22 protein-coding genes and 1 pseudogene are annotated in these 18,287 nt (G+C 63.7%); 12 read left to right on the top strand and 11 right to left on the bottom strand.

Going from position 1 to position 18,287, the window contains the following annotated elements:
- The 3 genes and pseudogenes from EN781_RS05135 to EN781_RS05125 all read left to right on the top strand — a co-directional run.
- Positions 1-177, top strand: a pseudogene (locus EN781_RS05135) (DUF1285 domain-containing protein); the annotation flags it as partial.
- Complete coding sequence (locus EN781_RS05130) at positions 177-809, top strand: CoA pyrophosphatase (RefSeq protein ID WP_126059382.1); 633 nt, start codon at positions 177-179, stop codon at positions 807-809. The pseudogene EN781_RS05135 and the gene EN781_RS05130, both read left to right, overlap by 1 nt.
- The gene (locus EN781_RS05125) at positions 806-2,074 is read left to right on the top strand and encodes a CCA tRNA nucleotidyltransferase (RefSeq protein ID WP_126058658.1); all 1,269 of its coding nucleotides are present in this window, start codon (positions 806-808) and stop codon (positions 2,072-2,074) included. Before EN781_RS05130 ends, EN781_RS05125 begins: the two co-directional genes overlap by 4 nt.
- A 7-nt stretch (positions 2,075-2,081) precedes the next feature.
- Here the strand turns inward: EN781_RS05125 and EN781_RS05120 are convergent, their stop codons facing one another.
- The 5 genes from EN781_RS05120 to hemF all read right to left on the bottom strand — a co-directional run bounded on the left by EN781_RS05120 (position 2,082) and on the right by hemF (position 5,839).
- Entirely contained in the window at positions 2,082-3,062 is a 981-nt protein-coding gene (locus tag EN781_RS05120; protein WP_126058659.1) for a S8 family serine peptidase, read from the bottom strand.
- A gap of 83 nt (positions 3,063-3,145) precedes the next feature.
- Complete coding sequence (locus tag EN781_RS05115) at positions 3,146-3,724, bottom strand: hypothetical protein (RefSeq protein WP_126058660.1); 579 nt, start codon at positions 3,722-3,724, stop codon at positions 3,146-3,148.
- Positions 3,725-3,995: 271 nt separating this feature from the next.
- A complete protein-coding gene (locus tag EN781_RS05110) occupies positions 3,996-4,181 on the bottom strand; it encodes a DUF1059 domain-containing protein (protein ID WP_126058661.1) in 186 nt (61 codons plus the stop codon).
- Between the two features lie 236 nt (positions 4,182-4,417).
- Positions 4,418-4,678, bottom strand: a complete 261-nt coding sequence (locus EN781_RS05105) for a DUF1344 domain-containing protein (protein ID WP_126058662.1) — start codon at positions 4,676-4,678, stop codon at positions 4,418-4,420.
- 246 nt (positions 4,679-4,924) lie between these two features.
- The gene (gene hemF, locus EN781_RS05100) at positions 4,925-5,839 is read right to left on the bottom strand and encodes an oxygen-dependent coproporphyrinogen oxidase (RefSeq protein ID WP_126058663.1); all 915 of its coding nucleotides are present in this window, start codon (positions 5,837-5,839) and stop codon (positions 4,925-4,927) included.
- Between the two features lie 108 nt (positions 5,840-5,947).
- Between hemF and EN781_RS05095 the strand changes: the two genes are divergently transcribed.
- Positions 5,948-6,205, top strand: a complete 258-nt coding sequence (locus EN781_RS05095) for a hypothetical protein (protein ID WP_126058664.1) — start codon at positions 5,948-5,950, stop codon at positions 6,203-6,205.
- A gap of 23 nt (positions 6,206-6,228) precedes the next feature.
- Here EN781_RS05095 and soxR read toward each other — a convergent pair whose 3' ends face one another.
- Entirely contained in the window at positions 6,229-6,672 is a 444-nt protein-coding gene (soxR, locus tag EN781_RS05090; protein ID WP_126058665.1) for a redox-sensitive transcriptional activator SoxR, read from the bottom strand.
- 151 nt (positions 6,673-6,823) lie between these two features.
- Positions 6,824-7,282: a tRNA (cytidine(34)-2'-O)-methyltransferase gene (locus EN781_RS05085; protein ID WP_126058666.1), complete on the bottom strand. Its 459-nt coding sequence runs from the start codon at positions 7,280-7,282 to the stop codon at positions 6,824-6,826.
- 461 nt (positions 7,283-7,743) lie between these two features.
- On the opposite strand from EN781_RS05085, the gene EN781_RS05080 reads away from it, so the two are divergent.
- From EN781_RS05080 to EN781_RS05065, 4 genes are read left to right on the top strand one after another with little or no spacing between them, the layout of a single operon-like run.
- The gene (locus EN781_RS05080) at positions 7,744-8,160 is read left to right on the top strand and encodes a hypothetical protein (protein ID WP_245455414.1); all 417 of its coding nucleotides are present in this window, start codon (positions 7,744-7,746) and stop codon (positions 8,158-8,160) included.
- 25 nt (positions 8,161-8,185) lie between these two features.
- On the top strand, positions 8,186-10,066 hold the full coding sequence (locus EN781_RS05075; protein WP_126058668.1) for an ABC transporter ATP-binding protein: 1,881 nt from the start codon (positions 8,186-8,188) through the stop codon (positions 10,064-10,066).
- Positions 10,063-11,946: an ABC transporter ATP-binding protein gene (locus tag EN781_RS05070; RefSeq protein WP_127399831.1), complete on the top strand. Its 1,884-nt coding sequence runs from the start codon at positions 10,063-10,065 to the stop codon at positions 11,944-11,946. The genes EN781_RS05075 and EN781_RS05070 overlap by 4 nt, the downstream gene beginning before the upstream one ends.
- A gap of 8 nt (positions 11,947-11,954) precedes the next feature.
- A complete protein-coding gene (locus EN781_RS05065; protein ID WP_126058670.1) occupies positions 11,955-12,269 on the top strand; it encodes a DUF6665 family protein in 315 nt (104 codons plus the stop codon).
- Positions 12,270-12,310: 41 nt separating this feature from the next.
- Here the strand turns inward: EN781_RS05065 and EN781_RS05060 are convergent, their stop codons facing one another.
- Entirely contained in the window at positions 12,311-12,655 is a 345-nt protein-coding gene (locus EN781_RS05060) for a cupin domain-containing protein (RefSeq protein WP_126059383.1), read from the bottom strand.
- Between the two features lie 313 nt (positions 12,656-12,968).
- On the opposite strand from EN781_RS05060, the gene petA reads away from it, so the two are divergent.
- From petA to EN781_RS05040, 4 genes are all read left to right on the top strand, one after another.
- Positions 12,969-13,529, top strand: coding sequence for a ubiquinol-cytochrome c reductase iron-sulfur subunit (petA, locus tag EN781_RS05055; RefSeq protein WP_126058671.1), 561 nt, complete (start codon positions 12,969-12,971; stop codon positions 13,527-13,529).
- Between the two features lie 16 nt (positions 13,530-13,545).
- Positions 13,546-14,850 (top strand): cytochrome b N-terminal domain-containing protein, encoded by a 1,305-nt coding sequence (locus tag EN781_RS05050; protein ID WP_126058672.1) that lies wholly within the window; start codon positions 13,546-13,548, stop codon positions 14,848-14,850.
- A gap of 20 nt (positions 14,851-14,870) precedes the next feature.
- Positions 14,871-15,725, top strand: a complete 855-nt coding sequence (locus EN781_RS05045; RefSeq protein ID WP_127399830.1) for a cytochrome c1 — start codon at positions 14,871-14,873, stop codon at positions 15,723-15,725.
- A 96-nt stretch (positions 15,726-15,821) separates the two neighbouring features.
- A complete protein-coding gene (locus EN781_RS05040) occupies positions 15,822-16,367 on the top strand; it encodes an adenine phosphoribosyltransferase (RefSeq protein WP_126058674.1) in 546 nt (181 codons plus the stop codon).
- Between the two features lie 104 nt (positions 16,368-16,471).
- Here the strand turns inward: EN781_RS05040 and EN781_RS05035 are convergent, their stop codons facing one another.
- The 3 genes from EN781_RS05035 to EN781_RS05025 all read right to left on the bottom strand — a co-directional run.
- Positions 16,472-16,942, bottom strand: a complete 471-nt coding sequence (locus tag EN781_RS05035) for a MaoC family dehydratase (RefSeq protein WP_126058675.1) — start codon at positions 16,940-16,942, stop codon at positions 16,472-16,474.
- Positions 16,939-17,409, bottom strand: a complete 471-nt coding sequence (locus tag EN781_RS05030) for a MaoC family dehydratase (protein WP_126058676.1) — start codon at positions 17,407-17,409, stop codon at positions 16,939-16,941. The genes EN781_RS05035 and EN781_RS05030 overlap by 4 nt, the downstream gene beginning before the upstream one ends.
- A 115-nt stretch (positions 17,410-17,524) precedes the next feature.
- Positions 17,525-18,287 (bottom strand): magnesium transporter CorA family protein (locus EN781_RS05025; protein ID WP_127399829.1); only part of this gene is annotated, 763 nt, incomplete at its 5' end.

Below are 18,287 nucleotides of genomic sequence, written 5' to 3'. Positions count from 1 at the left end.
CCCTATGTGCTGGCGCGCGGCCGGCTGGATGCGCTGGTGGCGCGGCCGGTGATGTACGAACTGGTCGAGCATGGCGAGGAGATCGACATCGACGGCAGGACGATGTTTGCCGTGCGCTCCAGGGGCGAGGTCTATCCGATCATGCCCGCCGAGAAGCTGAAACGGCTCAGCGCGTGATGGACCAGGTGACGCCGCCGCCGTTCTCGACCTTGGATTTTCGCCAGCGCGTCGCCGCTCAGGCAGACGCACATGCCGGCGACGACTATGGCGATCATCGCTTCAATCCAGGCCATCCTAGGCTGAAGCACGCAAAGCCACTGCGCGATGCCGCCGTGCTGATCCCGGTCGTCGATCACGGCGCCGAGGCGACGATGCTTCTGACCAAGCGGGCGGAGAAGCTGCGCAGCCATTCCGGCCAGGTGGCCTTTCCAGGCGGAACGATCGATCCAACCGATCCCAATCCGGAAGCGGCCGCATTGCGCGAGACGTTCGAGGAGATCGGCCTCGAGCGCGATCATGTCGAGATCATCGGCCGCATGCCTGACTATGTTTCCGGCAGCGGCTACCGCATCGCGCCGGTGTTGGCGGTGGTTCGGCCAGGCTTCTCCTTGACGCTCAATGCCGACGAGGTCGACGCCGCTTTCGAAGTGCCGCTGCGATTCCTGATGGACCCGGCCAACCACGCCAGGGACAGCCGCATGTGGGACGACCTCGAATGGTTCTTCTATGACATGCCCTATGGCGGCCAGCGCATCTGGGGCGTCACCGCCGGCATCATCCGCACCCTCTATGAAAGGCTCTATGCTTGAGTGCTCCGGTATCGCTCGCGGGCAGGGCCGACTGGCTCAATGAAAAGCACCTGCAGCGTCTGCTGGCCGCCCTGGCGGAAGGCGGTGAGCAGGCGCGCGTCGCCGGCGGCGCCGTTCGCAACACGCTGCTTGGCCAGCCGGTCGCCGACATCGATATCGCCGCGACAACGCTGCCCGAGGAGACCATCCGCCGGGCCGAGGCGGCCGGCTTCAAGACGGTACCGACCGGCATCGAGCATGGCACCGTCACGGCGATCGCCGGCGGCAAGGCCTATGAGGTCACCACGCTACGCGCCGATATCGAGACCGATGGGCGGCGGGCCAAGGTGTCGTTCGGGCGCGACTGGAAGCTCGACGCCGAGCGGCGCGATTTCACCATCAACGCGCTTTATGCCGAAGCTGACGGAAACGTCGTCGACCTGGTCGGCGGCATCGCCGACATCGCGGCGCGCCGGCTGCGCTTCATTGGTGATGCGGAAGCGCGCATCCGTGAGGATTACCTGCGCATCCTGCGCTTTTTCCGATTCTTTGCCTGGTATGGCGACGGTCGACCCGACGCCGAAGGGTTGAAGGCCTGCGCGCGGCTGAAGGACGGGCTCGGCCAGCTCTCGGCGGAGCGCATCTGGTCTGAACTGAAGAAGCTCCTGTCGGCGCCGGACCCGTCACGCGCTCTTTTATGGATGCGTCAGGCCGGCGTGCTTACCAGCGTTCTGCCGGAAAGCGAGAAATGGGGCATCGACGCCATCCATGGGCTGATCCGGACCGAGAGGGACCTGGGCTGGACAGCCGACCCGCTGCTTAGGCTGGAAGCCATGGTGCCGCCTGATGCGGCGCGGCTGAAGACGCTTGCCGGAAGACTGAAGTTTTCCGCAGCCGAGGCGGAGCGGCTGCGGCATTGGGCGCTGACGGCGGCGATCGAGCCCAAGACGAGCGAAGGCGAACTGGCGAAGAAACTTTATCTCGGCGACCGAAACGGCATTGGCGACCGGCTGCGGCTTTCGCTGGCTTCGGCGCGGGCGCGGGCTGCCGAGGACAACCAGGCACTGATCGACGCCGGTGGTTTCTCGCGCCTGCTTGCCCTCGGGTCGAAATGGCAAAAGCCGGTATTCCCGATCAAGGGCGCCGATCTCACCGAACTCGGCGCGTCGCCCGGCCCGAAGCTCGGCGCGATCCTGAAAAATCTCGAGAAGGAATGGATCGGGTCCGGTTTTACCCTCGACCGCGGCGCGCTCATCAAGCGCGCCGCAAAGGCACTCGAAGCTTAGGTGCGGCTCACTTGATGGAAGCGGGAGCCAGCGCGCGTGAAAGGCTGGCTTCGCCCTTGCCATAGACCGAGGCATTGTAGTTGACCAGCGTGTCGGTACGGGCTGTGTTGAGCAACTGGTTGGTGATCTGTGTCGGCGTTGCCGTGGTGAATTTGCTGCCGACGATCGCGGCATAGCCGGAAATGATCGGCGCCGCGAAGGAGGTGCCGTAAAGGCTGGTCTTGCTGCCAGTGACACCCACGACAAGGAAATGGCTCTGCACCAGCGGGTTGGAGCCGGCGTAGTTGGAATACGAGGCAAGCTGGGCCTTGCTGGTCGTCGTGCCGTTGGTGGAGAGCGCGCCGACGAAGATCGCCGAGGCTTTGCCGACCAGCGCGAGGTCGAGGTAGTCCTGCTGACCATTCTTGATACCGCCGACGGCGACGGCATCGTTGCCGGCTGCCTTCGAGACGACGGCCGACCCCTTGGTGGCATAGGAGATGATCGAGGCTTCTTCCGGTGCCCAGCCGATCTGACTGACGCTGTAGCCCGCCTTGGCGTACATGCCGTAGCTCAGATTGAGCACGTTGAGACCGGGCGCCAGCGAGACGGCTGTCCCCGTCGAGAAGTCCTTCGACCTGATGGTTGCCAGCGGCGCGACCATGCTGGCCTCCTGGCGGGTCCATTCGCCGTGTCGCTGGGTTTGCACTCCGAGGCCGAAATTGCCGGAGAAGCGCGATGAGCTGCTGAAGTCGTCTACGATGGTGATGGTGACGCCCTTGCCCTTGTAGCCCGCGGCCCACGCGACGCCGACGTCGGGGGTCATCCAGCTCTGCAGCGCTTGCGTCGCCGGCGCGGCCGGAATCGCTGCGCTCACACATATCGATCCGCCGCCGTGGCAGAGCGCGGCCGTCTCGTCGGCGTCGAGGGCTTCCTGCGCCGATGCGATCGGCGCTGAGAGGATGGCGAGCGCAGCGGCGAGGCCGAATTTCCAGTGGTTGGCTGACATTTTGTTACTCCAGTCAAACAGGAACCAGGACGGACGATTGCGACCTTCGGGGTGGGTTGACTTGCTCATGGCAGCCTCCAAGCTCAGAAAGTAACACGGTAGTTCAGCCACAGATGCATGCTCTCGGGCTTAGCGTTAACCAGATATTTCAGGGTTTCCTCAGGTGCCATCTCGGCGGCAGCGAGCCGGCAGTTGACGCTGTAGGTGCCCAAATCCCCATAGTCGGCCACGCATGGCTTTTCGGTGAGGTTGCCGCCGATCGTCGAGGTCAGCGAGATCGACAGGGTGCTGCTCGGTGTCGGATGCGTCTGCGTGAGGAAGCCCAGCTTGAAGCTGGGTCCGATGCTGTACTTCTCGGCTTTTTCTCCGGTGCCGAGCCCCCACAAAATACCGGTGTTTTCCGTCAGCTGGGTGAGGAAGTCGACGTGGAGATCGACCCAGCTGGCGTGGTACCACTGGTTGAACGAAACCCAGGATCCGCTCTGCAACTCGTAGCCGCCGTCGCCAAGGTTCCTGGCGCGGTCGCTGAGCGGCGAACCCTGGTGCATGCCAATCAGTGAAGTCGTAATCTCCTGGGCCGTTGCCGGAGACGCGCCAAGGAAGGCCGACAGCAGCAGTGCTATCGCGCGGTACCTGCGTCGATTGCCGGACCTTTCGCGCATGCGCGAAAACACCTCGCCCCACCGTTTCCGGACCAGCGCCTGTTGGCGGCGGGCTCTGACGGCCCCTGTACCCGGTTCATTCGCCCGACAGTGGCACGACTACCGTTACCGCCGGGTTATCCAAGCAGGTGCGAATATAAGTATTTGATTGAAATATTTGCGCTGTCCGGCAGCCGTGGCCGGCAAGCGGGGCAGGATGCCTGTGGCTCCGGCATCCCGCTTTGCTGGGCTGGATCGCGCAATTGCCGCGATTTGATCCGGCCGGAAGGCGTTACGCGGCGTCGCGAACCTTCTGGATTCGCGAGCGGATCGCCTCGATCATTGTCTCGCGAATGGTCGTTTCGCCATGCGTTTCGCGCATATGCTCGACGGCGCGGCGCATCACCTCGGCCTCTTCTTCGGCGCGTGTGTGCCATTCACAGCCGGGCACGAGCGATCCGCAGTGGAATTCCTTCATCGGATTTTCCTTTCCTCCTTGCAGCGCCGACGGACGTCCGCACTCTCGATGCGTGCACGATCCTTTGTCGAAAACCGAGAAGTTTCCGGGTCGCGCACTGGCGAGCAACCATAACACGGTTCGAGGGTTTTGGTTGCCGGCAGAGCCGAAAAAGGCGGAGCATCGCTGCTCCGCCCTCTTACGCTACCTCGGAGCAAGACCGGACATGACCCCGACTTCCTCCTGCGAGCAGGCCGTCACTTCATGATCTTGACTGCCTCGGCAATCTTGTTCTTGCCGTTCATGTCCCAGGAAACGCGGACCTTCTCGCCAGCCTGCAGGCCAGGATCCTTGAAGGCCTTGGACAGCGTAAAGGTGGATCCATCATCAAGAACGAGGCTCATGGCCGTTCCATCGAAGCTCTTCACCGTGCCCGTGGTGTGCTTGACCGCCGCGAACGCGGCGCCACCAGAGGCGAGAAGAGCAGCGGTTGCCGCCGTCACAATAAGCTTGCGCATGGCATGTTCTCCTGGAAAATGCGGGCACCCGGTTGGCAAGGCACCCCACTCAATCATGGGCCGTCCGGTCACGTCGCGTCGCGGCTCAGAGGGGAGGAACCGCCGGCGTTTCCCGGCCCGGAAACGACAAATAGCCCTGATTTTTCAAATGCCTATTAGACGAAAAAGATAATCAAGGCGCCACATTGCGCGCCCAGATTCGGCGAATGGGACCGCATTGCGGTTCACATCCCGCTCACCGATATTTTATGGCCATCTGACCTCGGGCGGCAGGCTGGACAGGATCGAGGCGACATTGCCGCCGGTCTTCAGCCCGAAGATGGTGCCGCGATCGTGAAGCAAGTTGAATTCGACGTAGCGGCCCCGCCGAATGAGTTGTTCGTCACGGTCGCCGTCGGTCCAGTTGTCGTTGAAATTGCCCCTTACCAGGTGTCCGTAGACGACGAGAAAAGAGCGCCCGACATCCTGGACAAAGTTGAAATCGGCATCCCAACCGCCCTTGTCCTCGCCCGAATGCAGCCAGTCGAAGAAAATGCCGCCGGTGCCGCGCGGCTCGTTGCGGTGCGGCAGATAGAAATATTCGTCGCACCAGGCCTTGAATTTGGCGTAGTCGGCGACGCCGGCGTTCTTCTCGCAGGCAAATTGCATGGCGCGGTGAAAGGCGAGCGTATCCGGGTCGTCCTGGACGCGGCGACGGTCGAGCACCGGCGTCAGGTCGGCGCCGCCGCCGAACCACTGGCGCGAGGTGACGACCATGCGCGTGTTCATGTGCACCGCCGGCACGTTCGGGTTCCAAGGATGCGCGATCAGCGAGATGCCGCTTGCCCAGAAGCGTGGATCCTCCTCCGCGCCCGGCATCTGTTTCCTGAACTCGGGCGAGAACTCGCCGTAGACGGTCGAGGTGTGGACGCCGACCTTCTCGAAGACGCGGCCATACATCATCGACATGGTGCCGCCGCCGCCCTTGCCATCGTCGCGCTCCCAGGGGGTCTTCTCGAAATGGCCAGGCGACCATGAAACCAGCGGACCCGTCAGATCCTGCTCGATCTGCTCGAAGGCGGCGCAGATGCGCTCGCGCAACGCTTCGAACCACAGGCGGGCCTTCATCTTCTTCTGCTCGATGTCGGCCGGCAGGCCCACCGGTATTTCAGGTCGTTCCAAAATCAGGTCTCCAGTCGCGGACGATAAAGGACTCGTCTTTTCCGGGCGCGATCCCTAATCTCTTAGGAGCAAGGGTCAAGTCCCGACCACGGTGCAAGGAGTTCCTTCGTGCGCACCCCGGCAAGACCGCCGCTGGATGGCTTGAAGAAAAGGCTCGACCGCTCGCGCGCCGAGCGCGAGCGCATGCCGCGCGACGGCTTCCTGCGCGAGACCTTCATCCTGCCGCGTTCGGACGCCCGCCTGAAGGCCAAGGAATGGTTCGAGCGCTTCCCCAAGCAGGCCTACTGGACCGAGATCGAAAGCTGGTTCGAGCGGCCAGGCGACGTCATCGAATTCACGATAAGGCGGCTGCCGGCGGCGGATTGAGAGTGGCGGCCCCAGTGGGGTGATCAGCGCGCTATCAGCCTTCGCGCTCCGGTGCCCTCCCGCGCCAGCCGGTCTTCCTTGTTCCTGAGCGGGCATCTGTCGATCGACATGCAGCCGCAGCCGATGCAGTCGCTCAGGCCGTCGCGCAGCTTCTTCAGCTGGTTGATCTTGTGGTCGAGCCCGTTGCGCCAAGCCGTCGAAAGTAGATTCCAATCCTCGCGCGTCGGCGTGCGGCCCTCGGGCAGGGATTGCAGCGCCGTGGCGATTTCGGCCAGCGAGATGCCGACTTCCTGGGCGACGCGGATGATCGCCACGCGCCGCAGCACGTCGCGGCCGTAGCGCCGCTGGTTGCCCGCCGTGCGGTGGCTGCGGATCAGTCCGCGCGTCTCGTAGAAATGCAGCGCCGATACAGCCACGCCGCTGCGCATGGCCACCTGGCCGACCGTCAGTTCCGTTGCTGGAGCCATCTCCCACTTTCCGCTTGACCTCAAGTTAGGTTGAGCTTGTAGCGAAGAAATCCTGATCGGGCAAATGCAGGAGAAGGCAATGTGCGCCTGGGCGAGACTGACTGGAGAAACCACCGCCGTCGGCGATGGCAGGGATGGCGGATTGCGGATCCTATCCGAGCAGGCGGATCGCTTCGCCCGCGACCATGGCGACAGACAGCGCGACGTTGATGCTGCGCGCGCCTGGCCGCAGCGGGATGGTCAGTCGCGCATCCGCAGCGTGATGGACCGGATCCGGCACGCCTGCGGATTCGCGACCGAAAAGCAGGACGTCTCCATCGGCAAAGGCAAAGTCCGTATAGGCGGCGGCGGCTTTGGTGGTGAGCAGCACCAGCCGCCGCGCGTCGCCCGCGCGCCATTGCTCGAAGGCGTGCCAGTCGACATGCCGGGTCAGATCAGCCATTTCGAGGTAGTCCATGCCGGCCCGTTTCAGCGCCCGGTCGGAGAGCGGGAAGCCGGCCGGCTCGATGATGTCGACACCGAGGCCGAGGCAAGCGGCGAAGCGCAGGATCGTTCCGGTGTTGCCGGCAATGTCAGGCTGGTAGAGCGCGATGCGGAGACGGTCGTTCATTTCCGCGTCTTTCTAATAAGTGGCAGATCGGCCACAGGGATTTCCAGGTTTCGCAGATTGCTGGACTGGCGGGTGGCCATTTTCTGCGAAGTCGAGTATACGCCTTTCATCGTCAACCCGAACCGATGGAGGGGGAATTCATGATGACCATGCACAACCAGCGCCCCTCCTGGGGGCTTATGCGCCCCGCGGCGGTTTCGGTACGACGATTCTCCTGACTCTCTAAGACTTGATCGCTCCGATTCCCGCCGAACCCAGTTTTCGGTTCTCGAAGGAATCCTGCGATGTTTTTCAGACGCCCAAAGGGGCCTGACGCCCCACCTGACCGTGCTCTGACTGACGCCTGCCGTCATGTCCGGACCGACGCTGCGCGCACCGACGTACCCGGCCCCTTCGGCCGAATGCCGGAGGTCGATGTTGCGTCACCCTTTTTATCGCATTTGCACATGGAGGATGGACCGATGTTCGATCCCTACAAAATACCCGGCTCAAGAAACCTGCACGAGCGCAGAATGGCGACCTGGGCGCTGCTGGTCGGCGAGACCTACTCGTCGGCAGTGCACGCCGAGACGCGCCGGCGTCCGCATCGCGGCATGCTGCCGGACGTCGACTTCTCACGCGCCGTGCCCGATCACAGCCGGCCTTCGCTGGTGCGTCGCCTCATCAGGCTGATCCGGCCCGGCGCGAAAAGCCGGGCAGGTGCCAGTTTTTCGTCCGCAAACTCTGGGGCGTCAGGATCGTCGGCTGAGCCTGTCGGCGAAAAGCCCGCGACACCCTATATAGCGCGAAGCAGGGCCGGCGATGCAGATGATTCTGCATCGCCGGCCCGCGGCGCTGCACGGTCGAGGAAGCTTGTCCATCAATCCCGCGCCGCGTGAGCGCATAGACAGTCGAGTGCCTGCAATGTTCCGCTGGTTTGAAAACAAGCTCGATCCGTTCCCGGCCGCGGAGCCGGTCGAACCGCCCAAGACGCTGGTCGCCTTCTGCGTGCACTACACGCGCGGCGCCTGGCCCTACATCATCCTCGACGCGCTCCTGGTGACGGCGATTGCCGTCGCCGAAGTGTGGATGTTCGGCTTTATGGGCCGCATCGTCGACTGGCTCTCGGGGCAAAATCGCGAGACCTTCCTGCAGACCGAGAGCTGGAAGCTCGCAGGCATGGCCTTCATCGTGTTGTTCGCGCTGCCGGGCACCGTGTGGTTCCACTCGCTTCTTAACCAGCAGACGCTGATGGGCAACTATCCCATGCGCATCCGCTGGCAGGTGCACCGCTACCTGCTGAAGCAGTCGATGACCTTCTATCAGGACGAGTTCGCCGGCCGCATCGCCACCAAGCTGATGCAGACGGCGCTCGCCGTGCGCGAGTGCGTCATCAAGCTCATCGACGTGCTCAACTACGTCATCGTCTACTTCCTTGGCATGCTGTTCATCGTCGGTTCGGCCGACTGGCGGCTGGCGACGCCGCTCGCTATCTGGCTGGTCGGCTATATCGGGCTGCTACGCTATTTCATCCCGCGGCTCGGCAAGGTCGGCGAGGAGCAGGCCAATGCGCGCTCGACCATGACCGGCCGCGTCGTCGACAGCTACACCAACATCCAGACGGTGAAGCTGTTTTCCCATGCGCGCCGCGAAGCGTCCTTCGCCAAGGAGGGCATGACGGGCTTTCTCGAGACGGTCTACCGGTCGATGCGGCTGGTGACGGTGCTCTACGGCCTGCTCTACATCCTCAACGCGCTGCTCCTGTTCTCGGTCACCACGCTGTCGCTGTGGCTGTGGCTCGGCCAGGCGGTGACGATCGGTGCGGTCGCCGTGGTGATCGGCCTGGTGCTGCGCATGTGGGGCATGTCGCAATGGATCATGTGGGAGATGTCGGGCCTGTTCGAGAATATCGGTACGGTGCAGGACGGCATCGCGTCGATCTCGCTGCCGCGCCTGGTCGATGACAGGCCGGACGCCAAGGACATCGCCGTCAGCCAAGGCGAGATCCGCTTCGAGGACATCCGTTTCCACTATGGCAAGCAAAAGGGCGTCATCGAGAATCTGTCGCTGACCGTGAGGCCGGGCGAGAAGGTCGGCATCGTCGGCCGCTCGGGCGCCGGCAAGTCGACGCTGGTCAACTTGCTCCTGCGCTTCTACGACTTGGAAAGCGGCAGGATCCTCATCGACGGCCAGGAGATCGCTGCGGTGAGACAGGATTCGCTGCGCGCGCAGATCGGCATGGTGACGCAGGACACCTCGCTGCTGCACCGTTCGGTGCGCGAGAACATCCTCTACGGCCGGCCGGATGCCACCAATGAGATGCTGGTCGAGGCGGCGGAGCGGGCCGAGGCGATCGACTTCATCGGCGGGCTGATCGACGCCAGCGGACGCACGGGTTTCGACGCCCATGTCGGCGACCGCGGCGTCAAATTGTCCGGCGGCCAGCGGCAGCGCATCGCCATTGCCCGCGTCATGCTGAAGGACGCGCCGATCCTCATCCTCGACGAGGCGACGTCGGCGCTCGATTCCGAGGCCGAAGCCGCGATCCAGGAAAACCTCTACCGGCTGATGCAGGGCAAGACCGTCATCGCCATCGCGCACCGGCTGTCGACTATCGCTGCGATGGACAGGCTCGTCGTCATGGACAAGGGTCGCGTCATCGAGGAGGGTTCGCACGAGGATCTCGTCGCCAAGGGCGGGCTCTACGCGCAGCTCTGGCAACGCCAGTCGGGCGGTTTCCTGCTTGATGAGGCTCCGGCCGAGGCCGACAACGACGTTATTGCCAAGGGTGAAGCCGCGGAATGATGCAAGCCGTCTATCGCTGGTTCGAGCACTGGGTCTATCCATTCCGCGAGCCTGCGTCTCTTCGGCCACCCGCGGGTGTCGGCGGCTTCCTCTGGCACTATGTCGGGCAGGCGAAGCTCGCCTTCTTCGCCATGCTGGTCATTGGCGGCATCGCGCCACTGGTCGAGGCCGGGCTGTTCTATTTCGTCGGACGGCTGGTCGACATCCTCGATCAGCTTCCCGGCGAGCGCAGCTGGCATGCGCTGTGGACCGCCGCCGGCCCTGAACTCCTGTTCATGGGCGCCGTGGTGCTTGTCATACGCACGGCCGTGGTCGGCCTGTCGGCACTGGTCGACGAGCAGACGATCACGCCCGGCTTCTACAATCTGGTGCGCTGGCAGGCGCATCGCCATGTCTCGCGTCAGTCCTACGCCTTCTTCCAGAACGACTTCGCCGGCCGCATCGCCACTAAGGTCTGGCAGGCTGGCCAGGCGACCGGCGACCTGATGGAGAGCTTCATCGAGGTCATCTGGTTCATGATCGTCTATACGGTGACGACGCTGGTGCTGGTCGCCGGCCTCGATTTCAGGCTGGCAGTGCTTGTGGTGATCTGGATCGCCGCCTTCGGCTTTCTGGCCAAGCGCTATCTGCCGGCGATCCGCAGGCACGCCGAGGCCACCGCCGAGGCCGGCTCGATGATCAACGGCCGAATCGTCGATTCCTACTCCAACGTGCAGACGCTGAAGCTGTTTTCGGCCGATGGCGACGACCGCTACATCCGGAGCGGCTTCGACATCTATCTCGATGCGCTTCGTCCGTTCACGCGCCGGCTGACCGGCGTGCGCATGGCGCTGACGACGCTGTCGGGCGTCATGATCACCACCATCGCCAGCTTTGCCATCTATCTCTGGGTCGAAGGCTCGATCACCGTCGGCGCCGTCGCCTTCACGCTTTCGCTCGTCTTGCGGCTCAACATGCTACTGGGCCGGGTGATGATGCAGCTCAACGGCATCCTCAGGAATCTCGGTGTGCTGGAGAACTCCAAGGCGTTGATCTCGCAGCCGCTCGGCCTCATCGACGCGCCGGAGGCCAAGGAATTGATCGTGGCCGGCGGCCGCATCGATGTGAAGAACGTGACCTTCCACTACGGCAAGGGGGCCGGCGTGCTCGACGGCATCGACCTCGTCGTCAGGCCCGGCGAGAAGGTCGGGCTGGTTGGCCCATCGGGAGCAGGCAAGACGACGCTGGCCAACCTGATCCTGCGCCTCTACGACCTCGAGGGCGGCAAGATCCTGATCGACGGCCAGGACATCGCGCAGGTGACACAGAATTCGCTGCGCGCCAATATCGGCGTGGTCAGCCAGGACACGGCCTTGTTCCATCGCTCGCTGCGCGACAACATCAAGCTCGGCATGCCGGACGCGACCGAGGCGCAAGTGATCGCGGCGGCGCGGAAGGCCGAGGCACACGAGTTCATCACAGGCCTGCGCGACAATCGCGAGCGCACCGGCTACGAAGCCTATGTCGGCGAACGCGGCGTGAAGCTGTCAGGCGGCCAGCGCCAGCGTGTGGCAATCGCTCGCGTCTTCCTCAAGGATGCGCCGATCCTGATCCTGGACGAAGCGACGTCGGCGCTCGATTCCGACATCGAGGCGGCGATCCAGGAAAACCTGGCGCGGCTGATGGAAGACAAGACCGTGATAGCCATCGCGCACCGCCTGTCAACGATCGCCGCGCTCGATCGGCTGGTCGTGCTCGACGGCGGGCGCATCGTCGAACAGGGCACCCATGACGAGCTGGTGGCGCTGGACGGGCTTTACGCGCGGCTCTGGAAGCGGCAGTCCGGCGGTTTCCTGTTCAATGAGGAAAGCGTGCTGGAAGAGACGCGGCCGGCGGAGTAGGAAGAGGAATGTCGGTTCGCATGCCTTCGTATTTTGGACGAGCGGGCGCGCAGGACAACGCGCTCGACCTGCTCGGCCACGAAATCCTCGCCGAGAAGGCGGCGGCGCTCGGCCGCGCCGGCCAGCGCGTCGAGCAGACGCTGGCGAGACTGCGCGAGGATGGCGGCGATGAGGAAAGGCGGCCCCGGCTCCTCAAGGATGCCGCCGAGGCCGTCCATGCCTACTTCATCCAGCGCGAGCTCTGCGGCCTGCGCAAGCACGATGCGGTCATCCGCGAATACAATATCCCGAGAGCGGTTCTGGTCAGGCTCGGCGCGAAATAGGCGCTGCCTTCGGGACTCTTGCCGAACAGGAGGTTCGGGATCTACTCCAGCCACTCGGTGACGAAGCTGCCGTTCTCGTGGATATCGATGGTCTCCAGCGGGCCGGGACCGAGATTGGTGAATTTGTGCGGCGTGTTGGGCGGCACGATCAGGATCTGGCCCGCGAATGCCTCGATCTCCCGGTCGCCGACCGTGAACAGGCCGCTGCCCTGGCGGACAATGAATATCTCGCTGTACGGGTGCCGGTGCAGGCGCGGGCCGCCACCGGTGCCGGGCAGAAAGTTGAAGATCAGGCAGGAGTTGGAACCCCAGGCGCCGCACTCGAGTTCGCCTTGCCAACGGTCGGGCATCCTGGCCCATTTGTCGCGGTCGATGACATGCGCCATGACGGCAGGATAGACCGAGCCGGCGCCTGCTGTCGAGGCAAAGGCGCGGCACCGGTTTGCCATTGTTTTTCCCCCCGTTTCCGGCCAGTTGGCGATCCTTCGGCGCGGTGCCACCCGGCGCCGGATTTAGCCCCCGCGACAATCTGACCTTGTGCCTTCACCCGACTGGACAAAAACTGGCTTCACGCATAAACCGAACTCCAAATGCCGGAGGAATTCGCTAGCCTGTTCGCCATGCGCTGTCGGGCCGGCGCGATTGAGCGGGGACAAGGCTCGGCCGCCGGCACGGAAGAGGCGAAAGGATCAGGCACCCGTGAGCGCAACCGATACCCACGATCCCAACCGTCGTGATTTCCTCTATGTCGCCACCGGCATGGCCGCGGTGGTCGGCGCGGGGGCTGTCGCATGGCCGTTCATCGATCAGATGCGCCCCGACGCCTCGACACTGGCGCTGGCCTCGGTCGAAGTGGACGTCTCCTCGCTGACGCCGGGCTCGTCGCTGGTCGTCAAGTGGCGCGGCAAGCCGGTCGTGGTGCGCAACCGCACCGAAAAGGAGATGAAGGACGGGGAGGCCGTCGATCTCGCCGACCTGAAGGACCCGATCGCCCGTAACGCCAATTTGCCGGCCGACGCTCCGGCGACCGACGCCAACCGCACGACGCCCGGCAAGGAAGCCTGGATGGTCATGGTCCAGGTCTGCACCCATCTCGGCTGCATCCCGCTCGGCCAGGAAGGCGATTTCGGCGGCTGGTTCTGCCCGTGCCACGGCTCGGTGTACGACACCGCCGGCCGCATCCGCAAAGGCCCGGCGCCCGAGAATATGGCGGTGCCGGTATTCAAGTTCATTTCCGATACCAAGATCCTTATCGGTTGAGGCAGGGGATATTTCGATGAGCGAGGGACACTCGACCTATACGCCCAAGACCGGTATCGGACGCTGGTTCGACGCCCGCATGCCGCTGCCCAGGCTGGTCTATGACAGCTTCGTCGCCTATCCGGTGCCGCGCAACCTCAACTACATGTGGACCTTCGGCGGCATCCTGTCGATCATGCTAGCGTCGCAGATCCTGACCGGCATCGTTCTGGCGATGCACTACACGTCCGACACCACTCTCGCCTTCGATTCGGTCGAGAAGATCATGCGCGACGTGAATTCGGGCTGGCTGCTGCGCTATCTCCATTCCAACGGTGCCTCGTTCTTCTTCGTCGCCGTCTACATCCACATCTTCCGCGGCCTCTATTACGGTTCCTACAAGGCGCCGCGCGAGCTGCTGTGGATCCTCGGCTGCATCATCTACCTGTTGATGATGGCCACCGGCTTCATGGGCTACGTGCTGCCGTGGGGGCAGATGAGCTTCTGGGGCGCCACCGTCATCACCGGCTTCTTCAGCGCCATTCCGCTGGTTGGAAACTGGATCCAGGAGCTGCTGCTCGGCGGCTTTGCCGTCGACAACCCGACGCTGAACCGCTTCTTCGCGCTGCACTACCTTTTGCCGTTCATGATTGCCGGCGTCGTCGTGCTGCATATCTGGGCACTGCATGTCGTCGGGCAATCGAACCCGACCGGCATCGAGGTCAAGTCGAAGACCGACACGGTCGCCTTCACGCCCTACGCGACCATCAAGGACGCGTTCGGCATGATCGTGTTCCTGTTCGTCTTCGCCTATTTCGTCTTCTACCTGCCGAATTTCCTCGGCCACCCGGACAACTACACGGTGGCCAACCCGCTGAAGACGCCGGCCCACATCGTTCCGGAATGGTACTTCCTGCCGTTCTACGCGATCCTGCGCGCCATCACCTTCAATATCGGGCCGATCAACTCCAAGCTCGGCGGCGTGCTGTGCATGTTCGGCGCCATCGCCATGCTGTTCCTGGTGCCTTGGCTCGACACCTCCAAGGTGCGCTCGGCGGTCTACCGACCCTGGTACAAGCTGTTCTTCTGGCTGTTCGTGGCCGACGCCATCCTGCTCGGCTGGCTGGGTTCGCAGCCGGCGGAAGGCAGCTACGTCTTCATGGCGCAGATGGCAACGCTGTTCTACTTCGCCTTCTTCCTGGTTGCGCTGCCGGTGCTCGGCCTGATCGAGACGCCGCGGCGTCTGCCGAACTCGATCACCGAGGCGGTGCTGGAGAAGAACAAGGGTGCCGGCGCCGGCCATCCGGCTGGCGCGAACGCCGCGCCGGAAACCAAGGGCTGAGAATCTAAGGGGATTTGGGTATGAAAAAGATTCTCACCTCGCTGGCTCTGCTTGGCTTGCTGGCCGCGGGCACCGCGGCCATCGCCGAGGAGGAACACAACGCGGCCGCACCGACACATTTCCCGATCGACGAACCGAAGGAAATGAGCTGGAGCTTCGCCGGACCATTCGGCACCTATGACAAGGCCCAGCTGCAGCGTGGCCTGAAGGTCTACAAGGAAGTCTGCTCGGCCTGCCATTCGATGAACCTGGTGGCCTTCCGCACGCTGGAAGGGCTCGGCTATTCGGACGCGCAGGTGAAAACGCTGGCCGCCGAATACACGATCCATGACGGTCCCAACGATGCCGGCGACATGTTCGACCGCCCTGGCAAGCCGTCCGATCACTTCCCGGCGCCGTTCGCGAACGAGCAGGCGGCCGCTTCGGCCAATGGCGGCGCCGCTCCGCCCGACATGTCGCTGCTGGCCAAGGCACGCGGCGTCGAGCGAGGCTTCCCGCGCTTCGTCTTCGATATTTTCACCCAGTACGCCCAGGGCGGCCCGGACTACATCCATTCGTTGCTCACCGGCTATGACCAGACGCCGCCGGCCGGCATGGTGATTCCAGAGGGTACGCACTACAACCCGTACTTCCTGTCCGGCGTGTCGCTGAAGATGCCGAAGCCGCTCTCCGACGGCCAAGTGACCTATGACGACGGCTCGCCGCAGACGGTGGACCAGTATTCGCGCGACGTCTCGGCCTTCCTGATGTGGGCGGCCGAGCCGCACCTGGAGGACCGCAAGAAGACCGGCTTCCGCGTGCTGGTGTTCCTGGCGTTGTTCGGCGCCCTGGTCTACATGACCAAGCGCAAGGTATGGGCCGACGTGGCGCACTGAGCCGGGACTTGCCGGAAAAATGCGAGGGCGCCGGACGGCGCCCTTTTCTTTTTCGGCTCTAGCCGGCAAAACTCTACGGCAACGGATCAACCGCCCATGAAATCCTCTCTCGAAGAAACGCTGCTCGCGGCCATCCGCACCATTCCCGACTATCCGAAGCCGGGCATATTGTTTCGCGACATCACCACCTTGCTCGGCAATGCCCGTGCCTTTCGTCGCGCCATCGACGAGCTGGTGCATCCCTATGTCGGGCTGAAGGTCGACAAGATCGCCGGCATCGAGGCGCGCGGCTTCATCCTCGGCGGCGCCGTCGCCCATCAGCTATCTGCCGGCTTCGTGCCGATCCGCAAGAAGGGCAAGCTGCCCTACGAGACGGTGCGCGTCGCCTACAGCCTGGAATACGGGCTGGACGAGATGGAGATGCACAAGGATGGCGTTTCGGAGGGCGAGAAGGTGATCCTGGTCGACGACCTGATCGCCACAGGCGGCACGGCGGAGGCGGCGGTGAAGCTTTTGCGCCAGATTGGCGCCGACATCGTCGCCGCCTGCTTCGTCATCGACCTGCCGGACCTCGGCGGGCGCCAGAAGCTCGAAGCGCTCGGTGTGCCGGTAAGGACGCTGATCGGGTTCGAGGGGCACTAGTGAATAGTGAATAGTGAATAGTGAATAGTGAAGATCATTGCTCAATGAGAGACGCTGGGTCTCTACCTGCCGCTCACTACTCACCATTCACCATTCACCATTCACTACTCCACCTTCACCAGCACCGCGCTGTCGAATTCGATGACCTTGTCGCCTGTCGAATCGAAGGCTTCGCAGCGCAGCGTGAGCAGGTTCCAGCCGGGACGCGCGGCAAGCGGGCGGTGGGCAAGCGCGGTGCGCGAGAAGGTGACGGTCTCGCCGGCATAGACCGGTTTCAACCATTTCAGGTTCCGGAAGCCGGGCGAGGGGCCGAATTCGGGTTGTGGGCCCGGGCCTGTCCAGCGCACGCCCTCGGTCTCCATGCGCTTTTCGAGATTGTATTTCATCCAGGTGGCCGCGGTGTGCCAGCCCGAGGCGCATAAGCCGCCGAGCACGCTGTTCTTCGCGGCCTCCTCATCGACGTGGAAGACCTGCGGGTCGTATTTGCGGGCGAAGGCCTTGATCTCGTCCGGACCGAATTTGTGCGCGCCGAGCGTGACGGTCTGGCCGATCAGGAAGAACTCGTCCAAAGTCATGACGGGTCCTTTGCGGCATCACGCGCGAGGAACATGCCGGTGTTCTCGAGCTCGAAGACGCTTTCGCCGCGTTGGTTGAACAGTTCGCTGCGCATGGAGACGAGGCCGAGCTGAGGCCGCGACTTGGACTGGCGCTTGGCGAGCACGGTGACCGTGCCGCAAAGCGTGTCGCCGGCCAGGACCGGTTTCTTCCATTTGACGTGGTCGATGCCGGGCGAGCCTTGCGAGGTCGAGTCCAGCAAGAAGGCGTCGCACAGCATGCGCATGAACATCGCGCAGGTGTGCCAACCCGAAGCCGACAAGCCGCCGAGGATGCTGGCCTTGCCGGCCGCCTCGTCGAGGTGCATCGGCTGGGCATCGAACTCGCTGGCGAATTCGATGATCTCCGCAGCGCTTACATTTTTCGTGCCGAGGTCGTGCGAGGCGCCCTCGACGAAATCCTCATAGGCCCAGGTCTTTCCGGTCATGGTCCATTTCCGATTAGGCGAACGCGCGATCCCGAGGATCGGGCATCCCGGATGCCGGCCAACAGGCATTTGGTCAAGTCATTTCTGGTGAGCCAGCCGGAGGGCGGCGCCGCCGTCAGAGCCAGCCGCGGCGGCGGAAATACCAGAAGGGCAGGATCGCCGAGATCACCATCATGGCGATGGCGAAGGGGTAGCCGAACTCCCATTTCAGTTCGGGGATTACATTGAAATTCATGCCGTAAATCGAGGCGACCAGCGTCGGCGGCAGGAAGATGACGGCGGCGACCGAGAAGATCTTGATGATGGCGTTCTGCTCGATCGAGATCATGCCAAGGGTGGCGTCGAGCAGGAACGAAATCTTCTGCGACAGGAAGGTGGCGTGGTCGGCGAGCGACAGCACGTCGCGCGACAGGGTCTTGACGCGGGCGCGGATGTCCTTGCTCATCTTGGTCTGGGTCGCGACGTGGGCGAGGAAGCCGGCCAGGCGCTGCAGCGAGATCAGGCTGTCGCGGATCGAGGAGGCGATGTCCTCCTTGCGGCCGATGGCCTTGAGCAACTCCTGGAAGTCGCGGTTGCGCTTGGAGACCTTGGTCGACCTGGCCTCGAGGATATCGCGCGAGATCGCTTCCACGTCGCGGCCGGCGCGCTCCAGAATGTCGGCGAGGCGGTCGACGATCGCTTCCAGTAGGCCGATCAGGATGGTGTCGCCGCTGGTGCAGCCGGTCGCCACCTTCTCGGCGCGCAGCGGAAACGTCTTGAAGGCCTTCGGTTCGTGATAGCGCACGGTGACCAGACGGCTGCCGGCCAGCGCGAAGGTTACCGGCGACATCAACGGGTCGTCGGCCTCGGTCTGGGCCGGCAGCGTCGCGGTCATGAAA

This window comes from Mesorhizobium sp. M4A.F.Ca.ET.090.04.2.1 (assembly GCF_003999085.1).
Taxonomy (GTDB): domain Bacteria; phylum Pseudomonadota; class Alphaproteobacteria; order Rhizobiales; family Rhizobiaceae; genus Mesorhizobium.
The sequence above is the reverse complement of the archived record's forward strand: the minus strand, read 5'-3'. Positions and strand labels throughout refer to the sequence as shown.